Raw genomic sequence first — 24,214 nt, 5'->3', positions numbered from 1 at the left:
CGCGGAGTTCCTCCTCGAGGGGCGTGGGGCCGAGGGGCGGGGTCGAGAGGAGTAGGGCCGATGGGCGTGTGCGTGGTCACCATGTCGCCCCCGGGTGGCTGCGGTGCAGGTGCTGCATCTCCGCGAGCATCCTGCCGAACGGTTCGGTGTGGATGCCCTGCCGTCCGGCGCCGGCCGTCCAGGCACCGACCTGGGGGCCGCCGGGCAGGGTCAGCGTGGCGCGGGCCACGACGTCGGTCACGGTGGTCAGCCAGCCGTCCCGCAGCGCGGTCCAGTCGACGGGCAGGGCTTCCACCGGCTCGAAGAGCTCGCCCGTGTACCGCCACAGGGAGTCCAGGGCGCGCTGCATGCGCTCGTTGCTCTCGGGCGTTCCGTCGCCGAGGCGCAGCGTCCAGTGCTCCGCGTGGTCGCGGTGGTAGGCGACCTCCTTGACCGCCTTCGCCGCGACCGGCGCGAAGGCCGACCGTCCCTCGCTCGCCAGCTGCCCGTACAGCAGCTCCTGGTAGGAGGAGAAGTAGAGCTGGCGGGCGATGGTGTGCGCGAAGTCGCCGTTGGGCTGTTCGACGAGCTGGACGTTGCGGAAGGCGCGTTCTTCCCGGAGGTAGGCGAGTTCGTCCTCGTCGCCCTCGAGCGAGAGCAGCACACGGGCCTGTCCGAGCAGGTCGAGGGCGATGTTGGCGAGGGCGACCTCCTCCTCGAGCACGGGAGCGTGCCCGGCCCACTCCCCCAGTCGGTGGGAGAGCACGAGGGCGTCGTCGCCCAGAGCGAGTGCGGCGGTCACAGGTGCTGCACCCCCTCGGGGATGTCGTAGAAGGTCGGGTGGCGGTAGGGCTTGTCGGCGGAGGGCTCGAAGAAGGGGTCCTTCTCGTCGGGCGAGGAGGCGGTGATCGCCGTGGACGGCACCACCCAGATCGAGACGCCCTCGCCGCGCCGGGTGTACAGGTCGCGGGCGTTGCGCAGGGCCATCTCCGCGTCGGGCGCGTGCAGGCTGCCGGCGTGGGTGTGCGACAGGCCGCGCCTGCTGCGCACGAACACCTCCCACAGCGGCCAGTCGGTGCCGGTCATGCGCTTGCCTCCCCATGCCTGGCCGCGTACGCCGCGGCAGCCTCGCGCACCCAGGCGCCTTCCTTATGGGCCCGCCGACGCTGGGCGAGCCGCTGGTCGTTGCAGGGGCCGTTGCCCCGGAGCACCTCGTGGAACTCGTCCCAGTCGATGGGGCCGAAGTCGTGGTGCCCGCGCTCCTCGTTCCACCGCAGGTCCGGGTCGGGGAGCGTCAGCCCCAGCGACCGGGCCTGCGGGACGCAGATGTCGACGAATCGCTGGCGCAGCTCGTCGTTGGAGTGACGCTTGATCTTCCAGGCCATGGACTGGGCGGAGTGTGCCGACTCGTCGTCGGGCGGGCCGAACATCATCAGGGAGGGCCACCACCAGCGGTCCACCGCGTCCTGGGCCATCGCGTGCTGGGCCTCGGTGCCCCGGCTCAGGGCCAGGAGGAGTTCGTAGCCCTGGCGCTGGTGGAAGGACTCCTCCTTGCAGACGCGGATCATGGCGCGGGCGTAGGGCCCGTAGGAGCAGCGGCACAGGGGGACCTGGTTGGTGATGGCCGCGCCGTCGACGAGCCAGCCGATGGCGCCGACGTCCGCCCAGGTCAGGGTGGGGTAGTTGAAGATCGAGGAGTAGCGCTGGCGGCCGCTGTGCAGCTTGTCGAGCATCTCCTCGCGGCTGGTGCCCAAGGTCTCCGCAGCGCTGTAGAGATACAGGCCGTGGCCCGCCTCGTCCTGGACCTTGGCCATCAGGATCGCCTTGCGCCGCAGCGAGGGCGCCCGAGTGATCCAGTTGGCCTCGGGCTGCATGCCGATGATCTCGGAGTGGGCGTGTTGGGCGATCTGCCGGACGAGGCCGGCGCGGTAGGCGTCGGGCATCCAGTCGCGTGGCTCGATGCGCTCGTCGGCGGCGACGGCGGCGTCGAACACCGCCTCGAGCGCTCCTGCCTCCGGCGCAGTCGTGGTCATGCCGTGCCCCCTCGTGCTCGTTGGTGCCGAATCTCCCTACCGACCGATCGTTCGGTTCAATGGTGAGGGGAGCCCAGGACCGTGTCAACCCTGTGGATAACCCGTGGGCGCTGTGCCTCGTGGGGCGTCGTCGGTACGGTTCGGGTGCGCGCCGAGACGGCGTGCACATGGCAGCAGGGCGCGGCACCAGGCGCGGCACAGCGGAACGGGGCGGGTATGGAAACGGACGACGGACACGAGCGGCCCGGCGGCGACGCCGGACTGGAGGGGCTGTCCCTGCTCTCACGCGTCGTCGTCGCGGCCGGGGCCGCGGTGGTGGCGGTGGCCGCGGCCGTGCATCTGACGATGGTGTTCCTGCACGTGGCGCCCGCGAACACTGTCAGCAAGCAGCACGCGGCGGAGATCGACGACTACGTCCTCCCGGAGTTCGAACAGAACTGGAAGTTCTTCGCCCCCAACCCGCTGCAGCAGAACATCGCCGTCCAGGCCCGCGCCGAGCTGCGCGGACCCGGCGGCCGCCCGGTCGTCACCCCCTGGACCGACCTGTCCGCCCAGGACGGCGCGGCCATCCTTCACCACCCCCTGCCCAGCCACACCCGGCAGAACGAGCTCCGCCGCGCCTGGGACTTCTACTCCGGCACCCATGACGCCCGCGAGCAGCCGAGCGGCCTGCGCGGCCGCCTCTCCGAGCAGTACATCCGCCGCCTCGTCGTCGCCCGGCTGGGCGCCGAGCGGGACGGCCGGCCGGTCGACCGTGTGCAGGTGCGGTCCGTGACCGTGCCCGTCGCACCGCCGCCGTGGAGCGAGGAGAAGGCCGACACCAGGCCGGTCCACCGGGTGCTGCCCTGGTGGCCGGTCGCCACCGCCGACCTCCCGGAGGCGAAGAACCGATGAACGCCTCCGCCCTCCAGCGCGGGCTCGCCCGCGTCACCGGTTCCTCCCTGGGCCCGTACCAGACGGCCGTCGTCCGTATCGGGCTGTCCTTCACCTGGCTGTGCTACCTGCTGCGCGAGTGGCCCAACCGCCATGAGCTCTACGGGCCCGACTCACCCTGGAGCTGGGACCTGGCCCGGCAGCTGATCGCCGACAACCACGCCTTCACCCCGCTGATGTGGTCCCGGGGAAGCCTGTGGTTCGAGACGGTCTACGCGCTGGCGATCGTCTCCAGCGCGCTGCTGCTGCTCGGGTGGCGCACGCGCACCATGTCGGTGCTGTACATGCTCGGTGTGCTGGCACTGCAGAACCGCAGCGTTTTCATCGGCGACGGCGGCGACAACGTCATCCATCTGATGGCGCTGTACACGGTGTTCACCCGCTGCGGCCAGGTCTGGTCGCTCGACGCCCGGCGCGCCGCGCGCCGCGCCGGACGCGACGCCGCGGAGCGCGGTGCGGACCGGGACGTGCCCGGCATCGTGCTGTGGGCGGCGTGCGGTCTCGCGCTCGTCGCCGCGCAGGCCCTGGGCGGGACCGGGCTGTCGTGGACCGCGCGCGGCCCGCTGCCGGGGATCGGCTGGGCGACCGCCCTGTGGGGCCTGTGGCTGGTGCACGGCCTGTGGTGGCTCGCCCGGCGGCACGCCCCCGGCGAGCCCCGGGCCGTGCTCGACACGCTGGCCCATCTGGCGCACAACGCCGCGCTGTTGGTGATCATGGCCGAGGTCTGCCTGATCTACGCCACGGCCGGCTGGTACAAGGTGCAAGGCTCGCGCTGGCAGGACGGCACCGCGCTGTACTACCCGATGCACCTCGACTACTTCTCGCCCTGGCCGGGGCTCTCCCACCTGCTCGCGGGCAGCGGGGTCGTCGTGCTGCTGCTGAGCTACGGCACGGTGGCCGTGCAGGTGGCGTTCCCCTTCACGCTGCTGAACCGGCGGGTCAAGAACGTCCTGCTGGCGCTGATGATGGCCGAGCACGTGGGGATCGCCGTGCTGCTCGGGCTGCCGTTCTTCTCCCTGGCGATGATCGTGGCGGACGCCGTCTTCCTGCCCACGTCCTTCCTGCGGCGGGTGGGGGCGGCCGTACGGACGCTGGTGCTCGGCGCCCGTCCCGCGGCGCGGCCGGAGCTCCCCGCCGGACCCGGGGCGGTCGTTCCCGGCATCCGCCGGGAGGCGCCGCCGGAGACGGAGAAATCCGCCCCGTAGGCTGAGGCGCATGACCGAGGACGACGCCAGGGCCGCCGCCGCGCTGCGGCTCTGGGAGGCCACCGCCCCCGACGCCGTACTGCTCGACGGCTTCCACGCGCTCAAGCACGCCCTGCGCTTCGAAGCCCCCGTACGGGCGGCCGTCACCAGCGACAAGGCGGCCGCACTCGCGCTCGCGGCCGATCTCGCCGACGACCTGACGGACACCCTCGACCGGCTCCTGGTGGAGGTGCCCGCGGGGACGCTGCGCGAGCTCGTGCCCAGGGTCCACCCGACGGGCGTGGCCGCCCTGGCCGATCGCCGGAACCGCACGGCCAACCTCGACGCCATGTCGCGGCTGCCCCGGCGGTCGCCCGTCGTCGTCCTGGACAACCCCCGCAACCTCGGCAACGTCGGCGCGGTCGTGCGCCTGGCCGCCGGGTTCGGGGCCGCGGGCGTGGTCACCACCGGCGACCTCGACCCCTGGCACCCCAACGCCGTGCGCTCGGGCGCCGGCCTGCACTACGCCACGGCCGTCGAGCGGCTGCCCCTGGAGGAACTGCCGCCCGGGCCGCTGTACGTCCTGGACCCGGAGGGCGACGACATCCGGTCCGTCCCCCTCCCCGACGACGCTCTGATCGCCTTCGGCTCCGAGCGGCACGGCATCTCGCCGGACCTGCGGGAGAGGGCGACCCGGCTGGTCGCCCTGCCCATGCGGCCCCAGGTCTCCAGCTACAACCTCGCCACCAGCGTCGCCATGGCGCTCTTCCACTGGGGCGGCCCGGCGCCGCTCTGACCGGATCAGGCCGGCCGGCGCACCTCCACCGTCCGGAAGCGCGTCGCCACGAACGCGCTGTCGCACAGCGCGGCGTTGGCCGCCGGGTTGCCGCCGGAGCCGTGGAAGTCGGAGAAGGCGGCCGTCTGATTGAGGTACACGCCGCCGGTGAGGTTCAGGGAGAGCTGGGCGCACTCCTCCAGACAGGCCTCCTCCACCAGCCGCTCGACGTCCGCCGCCGTGGTGTACGCGCCGACCGTCATCGCGCCCTTGTCATGCACCGTGCCGCGCAGCAGCTCCACGGCGTCCGCCGCCGAGTCGACGGCGACCGCGAACGAGACCGGGCCGAAGCACTCCGAGCGGTAGACCGCCTCGCTGTCCGGCTTCGCCCCGTCCAGCTTGACGATCACGGGGGTACGGACCGTGGCGCCGGGGAAGTCGGGGTTGGCCACGGACCGGGAGGCCAGCGCCACCTCGCCGAGCTGCGCGGCCGCCTCGAGGCGCGACTTCACCCCGTCGTTGACGATGGCGCCCAGCAGGGCGTTGGCCCGGGCGTCGTCGCCCAGCAGCTTGTCCACGGCGGTCGCCAGGTCGGCCACGACCTCGTCGTAGGTCTTGTGGCCGGCGTCGGTGGCGATGCCCTCGCGCGGGATGAGGAGGTTCTGCGGGGTGGTGCACATCTGGCCGCTGTAGAGCGACAGGGAGAAGGCCAGGTTGGAGAGCATGCCCTTGTAGTCGTCCGTGGAGTGGATGACCACGGTGTTGACCCCGGCCTTCTCCGTGAAGACCTGGGCCTGGCGGGCGTTCTCCTCCAGCCAGTCGCCGAAGGCGGTGGAGCCGGTGTAGTCGATGATGCGGATCTCCGGGCGCAGGGCCAGGGACTTGGCGATGCCCTCGCCGTCCCGCTCGGCGGCCAGCGCCACCAGGTCGGGGGAGAAGCCGGCCTCCCGCAGTACCTCGCGGGCGATGCGCACGGTCAGCGCGAGCGGCAGCACCGCGCGCGGGTGCGGCTTGACCAGCACGGCGTTGCCGGTGGCCAGGGAGGCGAACAGCCCGGGGAAGCCGTTCCACGTGGGGAAGGTGTTGCAGCCGATGAGCAGCGCGATGCCCCGCGGCACGGCCGTGAACTGCTTGTTCATCTCCAGGGGATCACGCTTGCCCTGTGGCTTGACCCACTGGGCGGACGCGGGAGCGGCGGTCTGGGCCTCGTAGGCGTAGGCGACGGCCTCCAGGGCGCGGTCCTGGGCGTGCGGGCCGCCGGCCTGGAAGGCCATCATGAACGCCTGGCCGCTGGTGTGCATGACCGCGTGCGCGAACTCGTGGGTGCGGGCGTTGATGCGGGCGAGGATCTCCAGGCAGACCGCCGCCCGGGCCTGCGGCCCGGCGTCCCGCCAGGCGGGCATGGCCGCGCGCAGGGCCGGCAGCAGGACATCGATGTCGGCGTGCGGATACTCCACGCCCAGCTCCAGGCCGAAGGGCGAGACCTCGGTGGCCGTCCAGCCGTCCGTGCCCGGCTGGTCCAGCTCGAAGCGCTTGCCGCGCAGGGCGTCGAAGGCGGCCTGGCCCGCGGCGGCGTCCAGGCTCCCGGCGATGCCCTCAGGGCCGTAGGCCTTGGGGTGCTCGGGATACGGGGACCAGTACGCGCGCGTGCGGATGACGTCCAGCGCCTGGTCGAGGGTCGGGAGGTGCTTCTCGGTCAACTGGGCGGTGGTGAGTGCGGCGGTCACGTCTGACCAACTCCTCGTCGAGCGGGGCTCCGATACGGGGGACCGACAGATACGGGGGACCGGCAGCACCCCCGGTGGATACAGTAACCGAACGATCGGTCGGGACAAGAGGGCCCGGCGAACCTGTGGACAACTCATCGGGGAGGATCACTGCCATGACCGCAATCGACCCGGCCCGCACCGTCTCGGTCGTCGGTACCGGGACCATGGGCCAGGGCATCGCCCAGGTCGCCCTGCTCGCCGGGCACCCCGTGCGGCTGTACGACGCCGCACCGGGCCGCGCGGCGGAGGCCGGACGCGCCATCGCCGCCCGCCTCGACCGCCTCGTGGACAAGGGCAGGCTCGACGCGGCCCGCCGGGATGCGGCCCTCGAGGGCCTGCGCCCCGCCGAGGACCCGGCCGAACTCGCCGACTCGGCGCTCGTCATCGAGGCGATTCTCGAGCAACTCGACGCCAAACAGAAGCTGTTCGTCCGCCTGGAATCGGTCGTCCGCGACGACTGCCTGCTCGCCACCAACACCTCCTCCCTCTCCGTCACCGCCGTCGGCGGCGCGCTGCGCCTGCCCGGACGCCTCGTCGGCCTGCACTTCTTCAACCCCGCACCGCTGCTGCCGCTGGTGGAGGTCGTCCGCGGCCACGCCACGGACCGGGCGGCCGCCGACCGCGCCCGGGCCACCGTGGCCGCGTGGGGCAAGGCGCCGGTGAGCTGCGCCGACACCCCCGGCTTCATCGTCAACCGCGTCGCGCGGCCCTTCTACGCCGAGGCCTTCCGCGTCCATGAGGAGGGCGCGGCGGACCCCGCCACCATCGACGCGGTGCTGCGCGAGAGCGGCGGCTTCGCCATGGGGCCCTTCGAACTGACCGACCTCATCGGCCAGGATGTGAACAACGCCGTCACCCGTTCGGTCTACGAAGCCTTCTTCCATGACCCGAAATTCAGGCCCGCGCTCTCCCAGCAGCGCCTGGTCGAGGCCGGCCTGCTGGGCCGGAAGTCGGGCCAGGGCTGGTTCGACCACGCCGAGGGCGCGGCGCAGCCTCGTCCGCACACCGCCGAGCCGTGCGCTGCCCCCGACACGGTCGGCCTGCACGGCCGGCTGCCCGCCAACGCCGACGTCCTGCGCTCGATGATCGAAGAGGCGGGCATCAAGGTCGTCCACGACCGTGCAGTCGCAGGTCAGGACGGGTTCATCGCACTGCCCGGCGGCACGGAGCTCACCCTCGCCGACGGCTCGGGCGCCACGGACAGGGCGCACCGGGGCCCGCGCATCACCTTCGACCTGGCCCTCGACTACCGCGACTGCCCCCGCGTGGCGCTCGCGGCCTCCGAGAACGTGCCCGCAGCGGACCTGACGGCGGCGACCGGCCTGTTCCAGGCCCTGGGCAAGAAGGTCAGCGTCATCGGAGACGTCCCCGGGATGATCGTCGCCCGGACGGTCGCGATGCTCGTCGACTTCGCCGAGGACGCCGCGGGCCGTGGCGTCGCGAGCCGCGAGGACACCGACACCGCCATGCGACTGGGCGTGAACTACCCGATGGGCCCCCTGGAGTGGGGCCGGTCGATCGGCTACGACTGGGTCCGCCGCGTGCTGCGGAACCTGGACGACGAATACCCCGGCGGCCGCTACGCCGCCTGCCAGCCCCTGCGCCGCCGTGCGGCCGTCGAAGAGAGCCTGCTGTAATCATGACCATGGCCAAGCGCGACACCTACACGCCCGAATCGCTGCTCGCGGTCGCCGTCACGGTGTTCAACGAGCGGGGCTACGACGGCACGTCCATGGAGCACCTCTCCAAGGCGGCCGGGATCTCCAAGTCCTCCATCTACCACCACGTCAAGGGCAAGGAGGAGCTCCTGCGGCTGGCGATAAGCCGCGCGCTCGACGAGCTCTTCGCCGTCCTGGACGAGCCGGGGGCCACCGGCGGGCCGGCGATCGACCGGCTGGAGTACGTCACCCGGCGCACGGTGGAGGTGCTCATGGCCGAGCTGCCGTACGTGACGCTGCTGCTGCGGGTGCGGGGCAACACGGGCACCGAGCGCTGGGCGATGGAGCGCCGCCGCGAGTTCGACCATCAGGTCGCCGAGCTCCTGAAGGAGGCCGCCGCGGACGGCGACCTGCGCGAGGACGTGGACGTCCGGCTGGCGACCAGGCTGCTCTTCGGAATGATCAATTCCGTCGTGGAGTGGTACCGCCCGGAGCGCGGTGGTGCGGCCACCAGCGAAGAGGTCGCCGACGCCGTCGTCCGCACGGCCTTCGCCGGCCTGCGCACGTACCGCTAGCGGCGCACGTACCGCTAGCGGCCCTCCTCGAGGGGGCGGTCCTGGCCGGAGTGCCGGTCCTCCTTCAGGTCCGTCTCCTCGAAGACCAGTAACGTCCGGGTGCTCAACACGTCCTCGATGGCCTGGATGCGGGTCAGGACCAGCTCGCGCAGAGCGCGGTTGTCCTTGGTGTGCACCAGCAGAAGAACGTCGAAATCGCCGCTGACCAGGGCGATGTGCGCGACCCCCGGCAGCTCTCTGAGCTGTTCGCGGACCGTCCGCCAGGAGTTCTGGACGATCTTCATGGTGATGTACGCCGACGCGCCGTGACCGGCCCGCTCCTGGTCGATGCGGGCGCCGAAGCCCCGGATGACCCCGTCGTCGATGAGCCGGTTGATCCGCGCGTAGGCGTTCGCCCGCGAGACGTGTACACGCTCGGCCACGGACCGTATCGAGGCCCGGCCGTTGCTCTGGAGCATGCGCAGAATCGAGCGGTCGATGTCGTCGAGCGGACGGGCGGCCTGCCTGCCGCCCGAAGTGGCCATCTGTTCGTCCGGCATACCGCCATGCCTCCCCTTCATGGACGCCCTGCCCATATCTCAGGCTGTGGAGAACCGTTTGTCCACAGGCTTGGGCCGCCTGTAGCCAAAAAGTGCCGTCAACCGAACAATCGGTAGGGAGAGCGCACGTCGCTTTCCGGTCAAGCTCGTCCCAAGAGGAGGTGCTCGCCATGACGGTTCTGGAGCAGCCCGGCTCGTACCGGCCCACCCCGCCCCCGGCCTGGCAACCCCGTACCGACCCCGCGCCGCTGTTGCCCGACGCGGAGCCCTACCGTCTGCTGGGCACCGAGGCCGCCGACAGGCTGGACCCGGAGCTGCTGAAGCGGCTGTACGGCCACCTCGTGCGCGGCAGGCGCTACAACACCCAGGCCACCGCCCTGACCCGGCAGGGCAGGCTGGCCGTCTATCCGTCCTCCACCGGCCAGGAGGCCTGCGAGGTCGCCGCCGCCCTGGCCCTGGAGGAGCGCGACTGGCTCTTCCCCAGCTATCGCGACACGCTGGCCGCCGTGGCGCGGGGCCTGGACCCCGTCGAGGCCCTGACGCTGCTGCGCGGCGACTGGCATACCGGCTACGACCCGCACGAACACCGCATCGCCCCGCTGTGCACCCCGCTGGCCACCCAGCTTCCCCACGCGGTCGGCCTCGCGCACGCCGCGCGGCTCAAGGGTGACGACGTCGTGGCGCTGGCCATGGTGGGCGACGGGGGCACGAGCGAGGGCGACTTCCACGAGGCGCTCAATTTCGCCGCCGTCTGGCGGGCCCCGGTCGTCTTCCTCGTGCAGAACAACGGCTTCGCCATCTCCGTGCCGCTCGCCAAGCAGACCGCCGCGCCGTCGCTCGCCCACAAGGCGGTCGGCTACGGCATGCCCGGCCGGCTGGTCGACGGCAACGACGCCCCCGCCGTCCACGAGGTCCTCTCCGAGGCCGTGCGGCGAGCCCGCGCCGGCGGGGGCCCCACGCTGGTCGAGGCCGTCACCTACCGCGTCGACGCGCACACCAACGCCGACGACGCCACCCGCTACCGCAGCGACGCCGAGGTCGAGGCCTGGCGCGCGCACGACCCCATCGCGCTGATGGAGCGCGAGATGACCCGTCGCTCTCTGCTCGACGACAGTGTCGTGCAGGCCGAACGGGACGCGGCCGAGCGCATGGCCGCCGATCTGCGCGAGCGGATGCACCAGGATCCCGTGCTCGACCCGATGGAATTGTTCGCACATGTTTACGCCGAGCAGACTGCCCAACTGCGCGAGCAGCAAGCACAATTGCGAGCCGAGCTGAACGCGGCGGGGGAGTTCCCGGACGCCCACGGCGGCGGCCCCCAGGAAGGAAGGCAGCGATGACCACCGCGCCCGTCGACGCCGGCCGCAAGCCCGCCACCATGGCGCAGGCCCTCGGCCGCGCCCTGCGCGACGCCATGGCCGACGACCCGGCCGTCCACGTCCTCGGCGAGGACGTCGGCACCCTGGGCGGCGTCTTCCGGGTCACCGACGGGCTCGCCAAGGAGTTCGGCGAGGAGCGCTGCACGGACACCCCGCTGGCCGAGGCCGGCATCCTCGGCACGGCGGTCGGCATGGCCATGTACGGGCTGCGGCCCGTCGTGGAGATGCAGTTCGACGCCTTCGCCTATCCCGCGCTCGAGCAGCTCGTCAGCCACGTCTCCCGCATGCGCAACCGCACGCGTGGCGCCCTGCCCATGCCGATCACCGTCCGCGTCCCCTACGGCGGCGGCATCGGCGGCGTCGAGCACCACAGCGACTCCTCCGAGGCCTACTACATGGCCACGCCCGGCCTCCACGTGGTGGCTCCGGCGACCGTCGCCGACGCCTACGGCCTGCTGCGCGCCGCGATCGCCTCGGACGACCCGGTGATCTTCCTGGAGCCCAAGCGGCTCTACTGGTCCAAGGCCGACTGGGACCCCGACCGCCCCGAGCCGGTCCCCGGCATCGGCCGCGCGGTCGTCCGCCGGCCGGGCACCTCCGCGACGCTCATCACCTACGGGCCGTCGGTGCCGGTCTGCATGGAGGCCGCCCAGGCGGCTACCGCCGAGGGCTGGGACCTGGAGGTCGTCGACCTCAGGTCGCTGGTGCCCTTCGACGAGGAGACCGTCTGCGCCTCCGTACGCCGCACCGGCCGGGCCGTGGTCGTCCACGAGTCGCCCGGCTTCGCCGGCCCGGGCGGCGAGATCGCGGCCCGCATCACCGAACGCTGCTTCCACCACCTGGAGGCGCCGGTGCTGCGCGTCGCGGGGCTGGACATCCCGTATCCGCCGCCCATGCTGGAGAAGCACCATCTCCCCGGCGTCGACAGGGTGCTGGACGCGGTGGCGCGCCTGCAGTGGGAATCGGAATGGACCGTCGACGAATATGAGAGTGGTGCGCGCTGATGGCCGTGGTGCGCGAGTTCACGCTGCCCGACCTGGGTGAAGGACTCACGGAGGCACAGGTCGTCCGCTGGCTGGTGAACGTCGGTGACGTCGTCGCCGTCGACCAGCCCGTGGTCGAGGTCGAGACGGCGAAGGCGATGGTGGAGGTCCCCTGCCCCTACGGGGGAGTGGTCACCGCCCGCTTCGGCGACGAGGGGACGGAACTGCCCGTCGGAGCACCGCTGCTGACGGTCGCGGTGGGCGAGCCGTCGCCCCGGCCACCCGCCGGGGACACGGCCGCCGCGGCCGCCGCCCGGGACGGCGACGGCGGCCAGGACGAGGGCTCGGGCAATGTGCTGGTCGGCTACGGCACGCAGGCCCCCGCGGCGCGTCGCCGCCGGGTCCGGCCGACGGGCCAGGACGGCGCGCGCCCGGTCGAGCCGGACCCCGCGCCCACGGCCGTCGCGGTCATCTCCCCGCTCGTACGGCGCCTCGCCCGCGAACGCGGCGTCGACCTCGCCCAGGTGCGCGGCACCGGCCCGGACGGGCTGATACTGCGCGCCGACGTCGACCAGGCGGCGCGAGCGGCACAGACGGTGCCCGCCGCCCCGGCGTCGCGCGAGACGCAGGCCGGCCACGCGGGCCGCCCGGCGGCCCGTTCCGGCCGCCGCGTCGCGGCGGGCCGCCGGACGGCCGACGGGCTGCGCGTGCCGCTGCGCGGAGCGCGCGGCGTCGCCGCGGAGAAGCTGAGCCGCAGCCGCCGGGAGATCCCCGACGCGACGTGCTGGGTGGACGCGGACGCCACGGAGCTGATGGCGGCCCGCCATGCGATGAACGCCTCCGGAGGGGCCAAGGTGTCCCTGCTGGCCCTTCTGGCGCGGATCTGCACGGCGGCTCTCGCGAAGTACCCCGAGCTCAACGCGACCGTCGACGTCGACGCCCAGGAGATCGTCCGGCTGCCCGACGTCCACCTGGGGTTCGCGGCGCAGACCGACCGGGGCCTGGTCGTGCCGGTCGTCCGGGACGCCCACGCGCGCAACGCCGTCGAGCTGTCGGTCGAGATGGCCCGGCTCACCGAGGCCGCGCGGGCGGGCAAGCTCAGCCCGGCCGAGCTGACCGGCGGCACGTTCACCCTGAACAACTACGGGGTGTTCGGCGTCGACGGCTCCACGCCCATCATCAACCACCCGGAAGCGGCCATGCTCGGCGTCGGCCGGATAGCCCCCAAGCCATGGGTGCACGACGGGGAGTTGGCGATACGGCAGGTGGTCCAGCTGTCGTTCACCTTCGACCACCGGGTGTGCGACGGCGGAACGGCGGGAGGGTTCCTGCGGTACGTGGCCGACTGCGTGGAGCAGCCGGCGGTGCTGCTGCGGTCCGTCTGACGATGTCCGTCTGACGCGGGCGGTCTGCTGCGGGCCGTCCGAGCAGGGGGCCCGTCGCCGTCCACCGTGCCCGTAGGCCTGGCCATACTCGACGGATGACGGTTTACGACGCGGTAGTGCTCGCCGGAGGCGCCGCACGGCGGCTGGGCGGGGCGGACAAGCCCGGGCTGCGGGTCGGGGGCCGGACGCTCCTGGACCGGGTCCTGGGCGCCTGCGACGACGCCGGGCGCACGGTGGTGGTCGGACCGCGGCGTGCCACGGCCCGGCCGGTGACCTGGGCCCGCGAGGAGCTCCCGGGCGGCGGCCCCCTGGCCGGGCTGGACGCCGGGCTGCGCCGGGTCGCGGCCGAGCGGGTGCTCGTCCTCTCGGCGGACCTGCCGTTCCTGACCCCGGCCGCCGTACGGGCGCTGCTCGAGGCGCTGGACGGCGACGGCGCGGTACTCACCGACCCCGGCGGCCGGGAGCAGCCGCTGGTGGCCGCCTACCGCACGGAGTCGCTGCGCCGCGAGCTCGCCCTGCTCGCGGCCGAGCACGGCACGCTCGCCGGGCTGCCGCTGCGGCTGGTCACCGCCGACCTCTCGCTCGCCCGGGTCCACCACCCCACCGCCTCCTTCGACTGCGACACCTGGGAGGACATCAGCACCGCCCGTGGGCGCATCAGGGACGATAGGAGCGTGCTGGATGAATGGATCTCCGCGGTCAAGACCGAGCTGGGCATCGATCTCGACGTCGACAAGACCGGTCTCCTCGATCTCGCGCGCGACGCCGCGCACGGTGTGGCGCGGCCCGCGGCGCCCCTGACGACTTTCCTCGTCGGCTACGTCGCCGCCCTGCGCGGCGGCGGACCGGAGGCGGTGGCGACGGCGATCCGCGAGGCCGAGGCGCTGGCGGCGCGGTGGGCCGAGGAGGCCCGGGCGGCCGAGGGGCCGGGGACGCCGGACGGCTCGTCATGAGGGACCTGGAGGGCGACTCGGGGCTCGACCGGGCCACCGACGAGGCGCTGTCCCTGCTCGCCGACGAGCGCCGCGCGGCCCCCGGCCCGGGGCCGCGCGCCGGCTCGGCGCACCCGGGCGGCGGCCGCTTCTTCTTCGACTTCGTCGAAGACCCGTTCGCCGACGAGGCCACGTCGCCGCCTCCTGGCAGGCCGGCCGGAACGCCCGCCGGAAGGACACCCCGCACGACCACCGGCATGACCACCCCCACGACCACCGGCACGACCGACAGCACACCGGCCGGAACGACCGCCCGCGCCGCCGACGACGAGCTCGACGTGCCCTTCGCCGGGGTCCGGTTCTACGACACGATGCGGTCGCGGGAAGGCACCGCCTCCGCCCCGCCGTCCCCCGGGCCGGGAGCCCCGCCGGCCCCTCGCCCCTCGGGGCGACCCGGCCGGCCCCGCCCCCGACAGCCCGGCCCACCTCCTGGACGCCCCTCACGCCATGGCAGAGACACACCTCTCCTGGGCCGCCGCCCGCGCCGCGGCCTCCCGGGCGGCCCGGCCGCTCGAGCCGACGGTACGGCCCCTCGGCGACGCCCTCGGGCACCTGCTCGCCGCACGGCTGACCGCGCTCACCGACCTGCCGTCGTTCGACACCTCCGCCATGGACGGCTGGGCCGTCGCGGGGCCCGGGCCGTGGCGGCTGCCCAAGGACGGCGGCGGCGTGCTCGCCGGCCACGGCGACGCCGGCCCGCTGGCCGACGGCGAGGCCGTCCCCATCGCCACGGGCGCGCGCGTGCCGCCCGGTGCCACCGCCGTCCTGCGCAGCGAGCACGGCACCGTACGCATGGACGAGGAGCTCTACGCGAGCCGGCACCTGACGCAGGGCCAGGACATCCGGCCCAAGGGCCAGGAGTGCCAGGCGGGCGACGTGCTGCTGCCCGCCGGCACGCTCGTCACCCCCGCCGTGGTCGGCCTGGCGGCCGCCGCGGGCTACGACCAGCTGCGCGTCGTCCCCCGGCCCCGCGTGGAGGTGCTCGTGCTCGGCGACGAGCTGCTGCGCGAGGGGCTGCCGCACGACGGCCTGATCCGCGACGCCCTCGGGCCGATGCTCGCCCCGTGGCTGCGCGCCCTGGGGGCCGAAGTGGCCCAGACCCGCTGCCTCGGCGACGACGAGACGGCGCTGCGCGCCGCCCTGGAGGCGTCCGACGCCGACGTCGTCCTGACCACCGGCGGCACCGCCGCAGGCCCCGTCGACCATGTGCACCCCACGCTGCGCCGGCTGGGCGCGGAGCTGCTGGTGGACGGAGTGGCGGTGCGGCCGGGTCACCCGATGCTGCTCGCCCGCCTCGCGTCCGGCCGCCACCTGGTGGGCCTGCCCGGCAACCCGCTCGCCGCCGTCGCCGGCCTGCTGACGCTCGCCGAGCCCCTGCTGCGGGCGCTCGCCGGCCGGCCGTCCGCGCGGCCGGTGGCGGCCCGGCTCACCGAGCCCGTGGCCGGTCACCCCACCGACACCCGCCTCGTCCCCGTCGTCCGCCGCGGCGACGGCACGGCCCGCCCGCTGAGCTTCCACGGGCCCGCCATGCTGCGCGGCCTGGCCGCGGCCGACGCGCTGGCCGTCATCCCGCCGGGCGGCACGGTCCGGGGCGGCGAGGCCCTCCTGCTGACCTTCGCCCGGCACGCCGAGTGGTACGCCGAGCGGCACGACGAGTGGCACGAGGCCGCCGGGGGCGGCGCCCCGTGATCCTCCCGCGCCAGGACGCCGCCGCCCGCGAGGCCCACCACGACACCGACTTCCGCGTCCTGCTGCCGCGCTACGGCGTGGCGCCGATACGGCAGGTCGGCCGGCGTCTGCTCATGGCGTTGCTGGTCATGGTCGCCACGATCTTCATCGTCTACTCCGACCGCGCCGGCTACCACGACAACGCGGACGGGAGCGTGGACTTCCTCGACGCCGTCTACTACTCCACCGTCACCCTGTCCACCACCGGATACGGCGACATCGTCCCGTACAGCGACAGCGCCCGGCTGAGCAACGTGCTGCTGGTGACGCCCCTGCGTGTCCTGTTCCTGATCATCCTGGTCGGCACCACCCTCGAGGTCCTCACCGAGCGCACCCGCGAGCAATGGCGTCTGACCCGCTGGAGGTCCGCCTTGCGCGATCACACCGTCGTCGTCGGCTTCGGCACCAAGGGGCGCTCCGCCGTGCAGACCATCTGCGGTCCCTCCGCCTCCCCCCGGGAGAAGGAGCGGATCGTCGTGGTCGACCCCAACCCCAAGGTCGTCGAGTCGGCCACCGCCCACGGCTACGCGGGCGTCATCGGGGACGCCACCCGCAGCGACGTGCTGCTGCGCGCCGAGGTCCAGAAGGCCCGTCAGATCATCGTCGCCACCCAGCGCGACGACACGGCCGTGCTCGTCACGCTCACCGCCCGGCAGCTCAACCGCGCCGCGAAGATCGTGGCGGCGGTGCGGGAGGAGGAGAACGCCCCGCTGCTGCGGCAGTCGGGCGCGAACGCGGTCATCACGAGCGCCAGCGCCGCGGGCAGGCTGCTGGGTATGTCCGTGCTCAGCCCCAGCGCGGGCACCGTCATGGAGGACCTGATCCAGAAGGGCAGCGGCCTCGACCTCGTCGAACGGCCCGTCGTCAAGGCCGAGGTGGGACGCGGGGTGCGGGACACCGACGACCTCGTGGTGTCCGTGCTCCGCGGCCACCGGCTGTTGGCGTACGACGACCCGGAGGCGAGCCCGCTCAAGGCGACGGACCGTCTGATCACGATCGTCCGGGCGTGCCCGGACGGATCCGGCGCATAGCGCGCGCCACGGGAATCAGGACGGCACCGGGAGTAGTTTCGCTGGCATGCATGCGATCACCATTCCCGTTCCCGGCGGACCCGAGGCCCTGGTGTGGGCCGAGGTCCCCGACCCCGTGCCCGGCGAGGGCGAAGTGCTGGTCGACGTCGTGGCCAGTGGTGTCAACCGCGCCGACGTGGTGCAGCGGCAGGGCTTCTACGACCCGCCGCCCGGCGCCTCCCCCTACCCGGGGCTGGAGGTCTCCGGCCGGATCTCGGCGGTGGGGCCGGGCGTGAGCGGCTGGACCGTCGGCGACGAGGTGTGCGCGCTGCTGGCCGGCGGCGGCTACGCCGAGAAGGTCTGCGTGCCGGCGGGGCAGTTGCTGCCCGTGCCGGCCGGCATGGACCTCGTCTCGGCGGCGTCCCTGCCCGAAGTGACCGCCACGGTCTGGTCGAACGTGTTCATGGTGGCCGGGCTGCGGCCCGGCGAGACGTTCCTGGTGCACGGCGGCGGCAGCGGCATCGGCACGATGGCCGTGCAGCTGGCGAAGGCGGTCGGCGCCCGGGTGGCGGTCACGGCCGGCGGCCAGGACAAGCTCGAGCGCTGCCGCGAACTGGGCGCCGACATCCTCATCGACTACAGCACCCAGGACTTCGTCGAAGAGCTGCACAAGGTGACGGGCGGCGTCGGCGCGGACGTCATCCTCGACATCATCGGCGCGAAGTACCTCGACCGGAACATCGACGCCCTCGCCGTCAACGGCAGGCTGGCCATCATCGGCCTCCAGGGCGGCCGCAAGGCCGAGCTGGACCTGGGCAAGCTGCTCACCAAGCGGGCGGCCGTCGCCGGCACCTCGCTGCGCGGGCGGCCGCTCGCGGAGAAGACGGCCATCGTGGCGGCCGTGCGCGAGCACGTCTGGCCGTTGATCGCCGGCGGGCGGGTACGGCCCGTGGTCGACCGCACGCTGCCGCTGCGGGACGCCGTGACGGCCCACCGGGTGCTGGAGGAGAGCTCGCACGTCGGCAAGGTGCTCCTCACTACGTGAGGAGCGTGACGGCGTGACGTGAGGAGGGTGGCCGTCCGTGGCCGCGTTCACCCGACCGGCCGCTCAGCGCGCCTCCCGGCGGCGCGCGTGTGAGGGTGGGGGTGTCCGTAGGGGGGTGACTCGTACGGAGGACGGCGACATGAGCGGTGGAACGAGGGCGGCGATCCTCTTCGGGCTGGCGGTGTCGGCCTCCCTGATAGCGCCGGAGGCCGCGCGGGCGGACGACCCCGAGCCATCGGCCCCGCCGCCCTCGATACCCGTCGCCTCCACGACGTCGACCACCGTCTTCCCGTCCGCGCCGCCGTCGCCCGGGGCCGGGGACCTGGCCGGCACGGCGGCGGGCGCCGGCCGCAGACACCCCGGCCGAGCCGCCGAACCGTCCCCGGCCACCTCGGCGGAGGCCGAGGGCCGGAAGGCCGCCGAGGAGCCGGTCCCGAAGCCGGCGCCGCCTCGCGCCCCGGCCCGGCGCGCCGCGCCCGAGCGACCCCGGCACGAAGCCTCCGGCGCCGACCGGGAGCGGGTGATGCGGGTCCTGCCGCTGGGCACCGGAATGGCCCTCACGGGCCTTGGCCTGGGCTTCATCGCCCTGCGCCTGCGCCGCAGATAGAACCCCGGTCAGGGCCCGTACAGGCCCCGGACAGGCCCCCGACAAGGCCGTCGCGGGAGCGGCGAAGGCCCGTTGCGCGGGCGGCGGTACGGGCGTGCGCCCGAAAATCTGTGCGCCCCTGTGCGCCCCTGCGTTGGATCAGGTGTGTACGGGGGCATCACCAGGGGGAAATCACTTGTGCGAGAGAATGGCGGCATGGATATGCCGAGGAATGAACGGTCGCAGGAGAGCCCGCACGTCCTGGTCGTGGGACCGGACGGCATGGCTCTCGGCAGCGCCAGCCCCGGCGGCGGGGAGGGCGACGACGAGTCGCGCGAGGTCCCGGTGACGGAGATGGTGGAACAGCCCGCCAAGGTCATGCGCATCGGCAGCATGATCAAGCAGCTGCTGGAGGAGGTGCGCGCGGCACCTCTGGACGAGGCGAGCCGCGTCCGGCTCAAGGAGATCCACCACAGCTCCGTCAAGGAGCTGGAGGACGGACTGGCTCCCGAGCTGGTGGAGGAGCTGGAGCGCCTGTCGCTGCCCTTCACGGACGAGACGATTCCGACCGAGGCGGAACTGCGCATCGCGCAGGCCCAGTTGGTCGGCTGGCTCGAGGGTCTCTTCCACGGCATCCAGACCGCGCTCTTCGCCCAGCAGATGGCCGCCCGGGCCCAGTTGGAGCAGATGCGCCGGGCCCTGCCGCCCGGGATGTCGGGCGACGACGACCACGAGGACCTGCAGCACGGCGGCGCCCGCTCGGGCCCGTACCTGTAGGCACGCCGGACACGCTCGACGGATACGACGGATACGCCGCGACACGCCGAAGGCCGGTCACCGGGGAGCACCCGGTGACCGGCCTTCGCCGTAAGGTCGCGCCGGCTCCCGGCCGGCGACAGCCCCCTGGAAGGAGCCCCCTAGGAGGGCGCCTGGCCCGACGACACGGTGAGCACGAACTGACCGGTCTTGGGGTCGAACGGGTCGCTCGAGTCCGGGAGCTGGGTCATGACGGTGCCCTTGCCCCAGGTGTTCTCGTCCACCGTGTCGATCCGGTACTTCCACCCGGCGGCGACGAGGCACTCCTTCACCGAGTCGATGTAGATGTACTTGAAGTCCGGCGCGCTCTTCTTCGTCTTGTCGCGGTAGCTGTCGTAGGCCTTCGTGCACCGCTCGGAGTCGATGGTCTTGGACTTGTCGCCTTCCTTGACCTTCGCCTGGGTGCCGCCGCCGGTGGTGCCACCGGTGACGCCTCCGCCGCCGCCCGGGGAGGCCGCGGACGCCGACGGGGTCGGGCTGTCCTTCGCCTCGTCGGTTCCGCCGCCGCGGTTCAGCGCGATGGCCGCGATGACGCCGATGACGGCCAGCACCGCCACCACGCCCGAGCCGATGAGGACCGGCTTGTTGCTCTTGCCGCCGGAACCGCCGGGGCCGGAGGCCGAGGGGTTGGCGTAGGGCGGCGGGGTGCTCGGGCCGCTCTGGTAGGGCTGCGTGACGGTCGGGTAGCCCTGCGGGCCGGGAGGCGGCGTGGAAGGGCCGTAACCGCCGCTGTACGGGCTCTGGGGGGCCGTCTGGGGCTGGTACGGGGTCTGGACGCTGTGCGGGCCGGGAGCGGCCGCCTGACCGTCCACGGGCGGGAAGACCGCCGAGCCGACGCCGGCGCCGCTGCGGGCCGGCGGACCGCCCGCGATGATGATCGGCGAGGGCGCGGACATGGCCGTGCCGGCCACCCGGGCGCACTCGTCGCGCATCGCCTCGGCGCTGGGGAAGCGCTCGTTCGGGTTCTTCTTCAGCGCGCGCAGGACCAGCGCGTCCACGGCCGGCGGGATCGACCGGTTGATCGTGGAGGGCGCGACCGGCTCCTCCTGGACGTGCGCGTAGGCGATGGCCAGCGGGGAGTCCGCGTCGAACGGCAGCCGGCCCGTCAGCAGCTCGAAGAGCATGATGCCGACCGAATACAGGTCGGAACGGGCGTCGACGCCGCGCCCCAGCGCCTGCTCGGGCGAGAGGTACTGCGGGGTGCCGACGACCATGCCGGTCTGGGTCATCGAGGTGACGCCCGACTGCATGGCGCGGGCGATGCCGAAGTCCATGACCTTGACCACGTTGCGCTTGGTCATCATCACGTTGCCGGGCTTGATGTCGCGGTGGACCAGGCCCATCTCGTGGCTGACCTCGAGCGCCGCCAGCACATCGGCTGTGATCTTGAGCGCCTTCTCGGTGGGCATCGCGCCGTACTGCGCCACGTCCGCGTCCAGCACCGAGCGCAGCGGCTGGCCCTCGACGTACTCCATGACGATGTACGGCATGGTCGAGCCGTCGAGGTCGTCCTCGCCGGTGTCGAACACCGAGACGATGTTGGTGTGGGTGAGCTTGGCCACCGACTGCGCCTCGCGGCGGAAGCGCTCGCGGAAGGAGGCCTCGCGGCCCAGCTCGGTGTGCAGCGTCTTGATCGCGACCTGGCGGTCGAGGACCGAGTCGTAGGCCAGGTGTACGGACGCCATGCCGCCCTCGCCGAGCAGATCGCGCAGCTGGTAGCGGCCGCCGCCGACCGTCCGGCCCGCGTAACGGCCCTGTGCGCCGTCCTGGCTCATGGTGTTACTTCCCCCTCGGCGCACTGCCTCGCGTCGAACAGATCATCGAACAGGCTAGTGAACAGGCCATTTCGGACTCTTCTGAGTGCCTGTTCAAAGGTCTGATCCAGCTGTTCCTCGTTGAATCTTCGTCGTATCCCGGCCAAGTCTGCCCCAGGCCACGGGCACGTCAAGCCGCGTGCCCGTTCCGTGACCGGATGCGCGACAAGGTGTCACGGGATTTGCCTTGCTCATACCGGTACGGGTTTGATAACCGGTCCATCCCGGACCGGCGCATGCCCCGGAGGCTGTAGCGTGCCTTAGCGGAAGGCAGCTTCAAAGAGTTTCCCCGCGCATTCGCCTCTCAGTGCGAAGCGGACCAGACACGACGGCGAGGACTGATGGCACAGACGCAGAGCGCCCAGGGTCCATCCGACCCTGACGCCAACGGGGGCGGAATGCCCGATGTGCCTGAAATGTGGGGTAACGGCGGACTGGTCGGGGACGGCCGCTACCGCCTGACCCACCGGCTGGGCCGCGGCGGCATGGCGGAGGTCTTCGCCGCCGAGGACGTCCGCCTGGGCCGCACGGTCGCCGTGAAGCTCCTGCGCGCCGATCTCGCCGAGGACCCGGTCTCCAAGGCCCGCTTCACCCGCGAGGCACAGTCCGTCGCCGGCCTGAACCACCACTCCGTGGTCGCCGTCTACGACTCGGGCGAGGACACCGTCGGCCGCAACGTCGTGCCGTACATCGTCATGGAGCTGGTCGAAGGCCGCACCATCCGCGACCTGTTGCTCAACGCCGAGGCGCCGCCGCCGGAGCAGGCGCTGATCATCGTCTCGGGTGTGCTCGAGGCGCTGGCCTACAGCCACCAGCACGGCATCGTGCACCGCGACATCAAGCCCGCCAACGTGATCATCACCAACACGGGCGCCGTCAAGGTCATGGACTTCGGCATCGCCCGCGCCCTGCACGGCGCGGCGTCGACCATGACCCAGACCGGCATGGTCATGGGCACCCCCCAGTACCTCTCTCCCGAGCAGGCCCTCGGCAAGACCGTCGACGCCCGCTCGGACCTCTACGCCACCGGCTGTCTGCTCTACGAACTGCTGGCCCTGCGCCCGCCATTCACCGGCGAGACCCCCCTGTCGGTGGTCTACCAGCACGTCCAGGACACCCCCGTGCCGCCGTCCCAGGTGACGGACACGGTGCCGCCGGAGCTCGACGGCCTGGTCATGCGCTCCCTCGCCAAGGACCCGGACGACCGGTTCCAGAGCGCCGAGGAGATGCGCGGGCTGGTCCAGTACGGCCTGCAGATGCTGCACGACGCCGGCAGCCACACGGGCGTGTGGAACACCGGTCCGGTCGACCACGCCACCGCCGCCACCCAGGTGATCGGCGGCGTCGGCATGGGCGCCACCACGGCCATGCCGCACCCGCAGCACGGCGACACCTCGCAGCAGCCGGTCATGCCGCGGCGCCCGGGCGGCGACGACGGCGGCTTCGACGGCTACAACGGCGGCCGGGGCCCGGGCGGTGCCGGCAAGGGCAAGATGTGGCTGGTCGCCGCGCTGGCGATCGTCGCGGTCGTGGCGGGCATCGCCTTCATGGTCAAGAGCGGCTCCCTCGGCAGCAGCGGCGGCGGGACGAAGGGCAAGGACAAGCAGACCACCGTGTCCACCTCGCCGACCCCCGAGGCCAGCAAGGGCTCGAAGAAGCCGAGCGCCACGCCCAAGGACCAGGGCGGCACCACCGGCAACACCGGTGAGCGCGACAACGGTTCCGACTCGGAAGGCGACACGAACACCTGGCACAGCCGCGGCCCGCAGAGCCCGGAGCCGTCGACCCAGCCCTCGACCGTGCCGTCGACCCAGCCCTCGAAGGAGCCGTCCACCGGCCCGTCGGGCGGCGGTGGCGACAACAAGCCGCCGACCGCGAACCCGCCGACCCCCGACCCGGCCACCCAGGGCAACGCCGCCCAGGGCCCGACGGGCTGACCCCGGGGCCGGGCCGTAGGGGCCCGGCTCAGTCGGTGAACGCGTCGCGTACGGACTCGTACGCGCGCGTCCACCACACCGACAGCGCGGCCGACGCCGGGAAGCCCGGATCGGCGCGGTGGTCGCCGAGCTGGTAGCGCCAGCGCAGCATCCAGAAGTCGTTCAGCCGCTCCCACCACACCCGGTGCACGGCCGCGGCCAGCTCGGCCGCGTCCGCGCCCGTCGCCCGGCGGTAGGCGCGCGCGTACGGCCGTATCTTCGCCAGGTCCAGCGTGCCGTCGGGCTTCAGGAAGAAGATCACCGCGGCCCGCACGGCCTCCTCGGCGCGGGGCTGGACCCCGAGCCGGTCCCAGTCGACGATCGCGGCGGGCTCGCCGCCCTGGTAGAGCAGGTTCAGCGGGTGGAAGTCGCCGTGCACCCAGCCGCGGGCCGGTGTGGCGGCGGCGGGCGGCCTGCGGTGGGCGTGCCGCTCCAGCAGGGCGCGGCGCTCGACGAGGCGGTGTTCGGCCAGTTCGTCGAAGGAGTCGCGGGGACGGACGCGGATCAGCCTCAGGAGCTCCTCGATGAGGGTGAAGGTCTCCTCCGGCCGGGCCGCGGTGTCCGAGGCCCCTGAGGGGCCCGCAGCGGCCTCCTCGGGGCCGTTCATGACCTGTTCCAGGCAGGTGTGCACATGGCCCAGCAGCGCGCCCAGGCGGCGGGACTGGGCGGCGGTGAGCTCGCCGCCGTCGCGGTGGCGTCCCTCGATCCAGGGATGCAGGGCGTAGCAGCGGCCGCCCAGAACGGTGACGGTGTTGCCGTCGTCGTCCGCGACGGGCGGGGCGACGGGCAGACCCAGGGCGTCCAGGCGGCGGGTCACCGCGTGCTGGCGGGCGATGGCCTCGCGGTCCCCGTCCAGGTGGTGTTTGAGGAAGAAGCGCCCACGGGTGGTGGAGAGGCGGTAGCCGCGGTTCAGCAGGCCTTCGGTGAGGGTTTCGCAGGCCACGGGCTCGCCGGCGCCGTCGTAGCGGCGCAGGAGCGTGCGCAGGGTGCCGGTGTCGGGGCCGGTGTCGGGTGGGGCATCGGTGACAAGTGAGCGCGGCACGCCCCAAATGTTA

Annotated in this window: 22 protein-coding genes; 15 read left to right on the top strand and 7 right to left on the bottom strand. The window is 73.1% G+C overall.

All coding sequences use genetic code 11. The features are described from left to right. Window positions 1-76: 76 nt before the first annotated feature. The 3 genes from paaC to paaA are packed head-to-tail and all read right to left on the bottom strand — an operon-like array spanning window position 77 to window position 2,012. The gene (paaC, locus tag J1792_RS05810; RefSeq protein ID WP_086570934.1) at window positions 77-781 is read right to left on the bottom strand and encodes a 1,2-phenylacetyl-CoA epoxidase subunit PaaC; all 705 of its coding nucleotides are present in this window, start codon (window positions 779-781) and stop codon (window positions 77-79) included. Beyond that, entirely contained in the window at window positions 778-1,065 is a 288-nt protein-coding gene (paaB, locus tag J1792_RS05805; protein ID WP_086570932.1) for a 1,2-phenylacetyl-CoA epoxidase subunit PaaB, read from the bottom strand. Before paaB ends, paaC begins: the two co-directional genes overlap by 4 nt. Next, window positions 1,062-2,012 (bottom strand): 1,2-phenylacetyl-CoA epoxidase subunit PaaA, encoded by a 951-nt coding sequence (gene paaA / locus J1792_RS05800; protein ID WP_086570930.1) that lies wholly within the window; start codon window positions 2,010-2,012, stop codon window positions 1,062-1,064. Before paaA ends, paaB begins: the two co-directional genes overlap by 4 nt. 216 nt (window positions 2,013-2,228) lie before the next feature. Here paaA and J1792_RS05795 point away from each other — a divergent pair, with 216 nt between their 5' ends. Genes J1792_RS05795 through J1792_RS05785 form a run of 3 tightly spaced genes read left to right on the top strand, consistent with a single transcriptional unit; the run spans window position 2,229 to window position 4,925 of the window. Then, window positions 2,229-2,906, top strand: a complete 678-nt coding sequence (locus J1792_RS05795) for a DUF5819 family protein (RefSeq protein WP_086570928.1) — start codon at window positions 2,229-2,231, stop codon at window positions 2,904-2,906. Further along, window positions 2,903-4,150 (top strand): HTTM domain-containing protein, encoded by a 1,248-nt coding sequence (locus J1792_RS05790; protein WP_086570926.1) that lies wholly within the window; start codon window positions 2,903-2,905, stop codon window positions 4,148-4,150. Before J1792_RS05795 ends, J1792_RS05790 begins: the two co-directional genes overlap by 4 nt. A 10-nt stretch (window positions 4,151-4,160) precedes the next feature. Continuing rightward, window positions 4,161-4,925 (top strand): TrmH family RNA methyltransferase, encoded by a 765-nt coding sequence (locus J1792_RS05785; RefSeq protein ID WP_086570924.1) that lies wholly within the window; start codon window positions 4,161-4,163, stop codon window positions 4,923-4,925. Window positions 4,926-4,930: 5 nt separating this feature from the next. On the opposite strand, the gene paaN is transcribed toward J1792_RS05785, so the two are convergent. Further along, window positions 4,931-6,631 (bottom strand): phenylacetic acid degradation protein PaaN, encoded by a 1,701-nt coding sequence (gene paaN, locus J1792_RS05780; protein ID WP_086570922.1) that lies wholly within the window; start codon window positions 6,629-6,631, stop codon window positions 4,931-4,933. Between the two features lie 155 nt (window positions 6,632-6,786). Here paaN and J1792_RS05775 point away from each other — a divergent pair, with 155 nt between their 5' ends. Together J1792_RS05775 and J1792_RS05770 are read left to right on the top strand one after the other, a co-directional pair. Continuing rightward, a complete protein-coding gene (locus J1792_RS05775; RefSeq protein ID WP_207246746.1) occupies window positions 6,787-8,310 on the top strand; it encodes a 3-hydroxyacyl-CoA dehydrogenase in 1,524 nt (507 codons plus the stop codon). Between the two features lie 2 nt (window positions 8,311-8,312). Next, window positions 8,313-8,906, top strand: a complete 594-nt coding sequence (locus J1792_RS05770; protein ID WP_086570918.1) for a TetR/AcrR family transcriptional regulator — start codon at window positions 8,313-8,315, stop codon at window positions 8,904-8,906. 14 nt (window positions 8,907-8,920) lie between these two features. Here J1792_RS05770 and J1792_RS05765 read toward each other — a convergent pair whose 3' ends face one another. Further along, window positions 8,921-9,445 (bottom strand): Lrp/AsnC family transcriptional regulator, encoded by a 525-nt coding sequence (locus J1792_RS05765; protein WP_086570916.1) that lies wholly within the window; start codon window positions 9,443-9,445, stop codon window positions 8,921-8,923. A gap of 170 nt (window positions 9,446-9,615) precedes the next feature. Here J1792_RS05765 and pdhA point away from each other — a divergent pair, with 170 nt between their 5' ends. The 9 genes from pdhA (at window position 9,616) to J1792_RS05720 (ending at window position 19,330) form a co-directional block, all read left to right on the top strand. After that, complete coding sequence (gene pdhA, locus J1792_RS05760; protein ID WP_207246745.1) at window positions 9,616-10,785, top strand: pyruvate dehydrogenase (acetyl-transferring) E1 component subunit alpha; 1,170 nt, start codon at window positions 9,616-9,618, stop codon at window positions 10,783-10,785. Beyond that, window positions 10,782-11,828: an alpha-ketoacid dehydrogenase subunit beta gene (locus tag J1792_RS05755; protein ID WP_086571230.1), complete on the top strand. Its 1,047-nt coding sequence runs from the start codon at window positions 10,782-10,784 to the stop codon at window positions 11,826-11,828. The genes pdhA and J1792_RS05755 overlap by 4 nt, the downstream gene beginning before the upstream one ends. Next, window positions 11,828-13,192, top strand: a complete 1,365-nt coding sequence (locus J1792_RS05750) for a dihydrolipoamide acetyltransferase family protein (RefSeq protein WP_086571228.1) — start codon at window positions 11,828-11,830, stop codon at window positions 13,190-13,192. Before J1792_RS05755 ends, J1792_RS05750 begins: the two co-directional genes overlap by 1 nt. A 95-nt stretch (window positions 13,193-13,287) precedes the next feature. Next, window positions 13,288-14,145, top strand: a complete 858-nt coding sequence (locus J1792_RS05745; protein WP_207246744.1) for an NTP transferase domain-containing protein — start codon at window positions 13,288-13,290, stop codon at window positions 14,143-14,145. A gap of 486 nt (window positions 14,146-14,631) precedes the next feature. Beyond that, window positions 14,632-15,873 carry a molybdopterin molybdotransferase MoeA gene (locus J1792_RS05740; RefSeq protein ID WP_086566199.1) on the top strand — a complete coding sequence of 414 codons (1,242 nt, stop codon included), beginning with the start codon at window positions 14,632-14,634 and terminating at the stop codon, window positions 15,871-15,873. After that, window positions 15,870-16,943, top strand: coding sequence for a potassium channel family protein (locus J1792_RS05735; protein WP_207246743.1), 1,074 nt, complete (start codon window positions 15,870-15,872; stop codon window positions 16,941-16,943). The genes J1792_RS05740 and J1792_RS05735 overlap by 4 nt, the downstream gene beginning before the upstream one ends. Before the next feature lie 46 nt (window positions 16,944-16,989). Next, window positions 16,990-17,967 (top strand): NAD(P)H-quinone oxidoreductase, encoded by a 978-nt coding sequence (locus J1792_RS05730; protein WP_086566200.1) that lies wholly within the window; start codon window positions 16,990-16,992, stop codon window positions 17,965-17,967. A gap of 139 nt (window positions 17,968-18,106) precedes the next feature. Beyond that, complete coding sequence (locus J1792_RS05725) at window positions 18,107-18,574, top strand: hypothetical protein (protein WP_207246742.1); 468 nt, start codon at window positions 18,107-18,109, stop codon at window positions 18,572-18,574. Between the two features lie 195 nt (window positions 18,575-18,769). Further along, window positions 18,770-19,330, top strand: a complete 561-nt coding sequence (locus J1792_RS05720) for a bacterial proteasome activator family protein (protein WP_086566202.1) — start codon at window positions 18,770-18,772, stop codon at window positions 19,328-19,330. A 140-nt stretch (window positions 19,331-19,470) separates the two neighbouring features. Here J1792_RS05720 and J1792_RS05715 read toward each other — a convergent pair whose 3' ends face one another. Continuing rightward, window positions 19,471-21,144, bottom strand: coding sequence for a protein kinase domain-containing protein (locus J1792_RS05715; protein ID WP_086566203.1), 1,674 nt, complete (start codon window positions 21,142-21,144; stop codon window positions 19,471-19,473). Between the two features lie 380 nt (window positions 21,145-21,524). On the opposite strand from J1792_RS05715, the gene J1792_RS05710 reads away from it, so the two are divergent. Continuing rightward, window positions 21,525-23,120: a protein kinase domain-containing protein gene (locus J1792_RS05710; RefSeq protein ID WP_207246741.1), complete on the top strand. Its 1,596-nt coding sequence runs from the start codon at window positions 21,525-21,527 to the stop codon at window positions 23,118-23,120. Window positions 23,121-23,148: 28 nt separating this feature from the next. Here J1792_RS05710 and J1792_RS05705 read toward each other — a convergent pair whose 3' ends face one another. After that, window positions 23,149-24,201, bottom strand: a complete 1,053-nt coding sequence (locus tag J1792_RS05705) for a phosphotransferase (protein ID WP_086566205.1) — start codon at window positions 24,199-24,201, stop codon at window positions 23,149-23,151. Window positions 24,202-24,214: the final 13 nt, after the last annotated feature.

This window comes from Streptomyces triculaminicus (assembly GCF_017349075.1).
GTDB classification, from domain to species: Bacteria; Actinomycetota; Actinomycetes; order Streptomycetales; family Streptomycetaceae; genus Streptomyces; species Streptomyces triculaminicus.
The sequence above is the reverse complement of the archived record's forward strand: the minus strand, read 5'-3'. Positions and strand labels throughout refer to the sequence as shown.

Coding starts and splice junctions, on each gene's coding strand:
- J1792_RS05755 (WP_086571230.1), top strand. CDS start 10,782: ATGACCACCGCGCCCGTCGACGCCGGCCGCAAGCCCGCCACCATGGCG.
- J1792_RS05710 (WP_207246741.1), top strand. CDS start 21,525: ATGGCACAGACGCAGAGCGCCCAGGGTCCATCCGACCCTGACGCCAAC.
- J1792_RS05765 (WP_086570916.1), bottom strand. CDS start 9,445: ATGCCGGACGAACAGATGGCCACTTCGGGCGGCAGGCAGGCCGCCCGT.
- J1792_RS05745 (WP_207246744.1), top strand. CDS start 13,288: ATGACGGTTTACGACGCGGTAGTGCTCGCCGGAGGCGCCGCACGGCGG.
- J1792_RS05785 (WP_086570924.1), top strand. CDS start 4,161: ATGACCGAGGACGACGCCAGGGCCGCCGCCGCGCTGCGGCTCTGGGAG.
- J1792_RS05730 (WP_086566200.1), top strand. CDS start 16,990: ATGCATGCGATCACCATTCCCGTTCCCGGCGGACCCGAGGCCCTGGTG.
- J1792_RS05720 (WP_086566202.1), top strand. CDS start 18,770: ATGGATATGCCGAGGAATGAACGGTCGCAGGAGAGCCCGCACGTCCTG.
- J1792_RS05775 (WP_207246746.1), top strand. CDS start 6,787: ATGACCGCAATCGACCCGGCCCGCACCGTCTCGGTCGTCGGTACCGGG.
- J1792_RS05715 (WP_086566203.1), bottom strand. CDS start 21,144: ATGAGCCAGGACGGCGCACAGGGCCGTTACGCGGGCCGGACGGTCGGC.
- J1792_RS05740 (WP_086566199.1), top strand. CDS start 14,632: ATGGCAGAGACACACCTCTCCTGGGCCGCCGCCCGCGCCGCGGCCTCC.
- J1792_RS05790 (WP_086570926.1), top strand. CDS start 2,903: ATGAACGCCTCCGCCCTCCAGCGCGGGCTCGCCCGCGTCACCGGTTCC.
- pdhA (WP_207246745.1), top strand. CDS start 9,616: ATGACGGTTCTGGAGCAGCCCGGCTCGTACCGGCCCACCCCGCCCCCG.
- paaB (WP_086570932.1), bottom strand. CDS start 1,065: ATGACCGGCACCGACTGGCCGCTGTGGGAGGTGTTCGTGCGCAGCAGG.
- J1792_RS05725 (WP_207246742.1), top strand. CDS start 18,107: ATGAGCGGTGGAACGAGGGCGGCGATCCTCTTCGGGCTGGCGGTGTCG.
- J1792_RS05795 (WP_086570928.1), top strand. CDS start 2,229: ATGGAAACGGACGACGGACACGAGCGGCCCGGCGGCGACGCCGGACTG.
- J1792_RS05770 (WP_086570918.1), top strand. CDS start 8,313: ATGACCATGGCCAAGCGCGACACCTACACGCCCGAATCGCTGCTCGCG.
- paaA (WP_086570930.1), bottom strand. CDS start 2,012: ATGACCACGACTGCGCCGGAGGCAGGAGCGCTCGAGGCGGTGTTCGAC.
- J1792_RS05750 (WP_086571228.1), top strand. CDS start 11,828: ATGGCCGTGGTGCGCGAGTTCACGCTGCCCGACCTGGGTGAAGGACTC.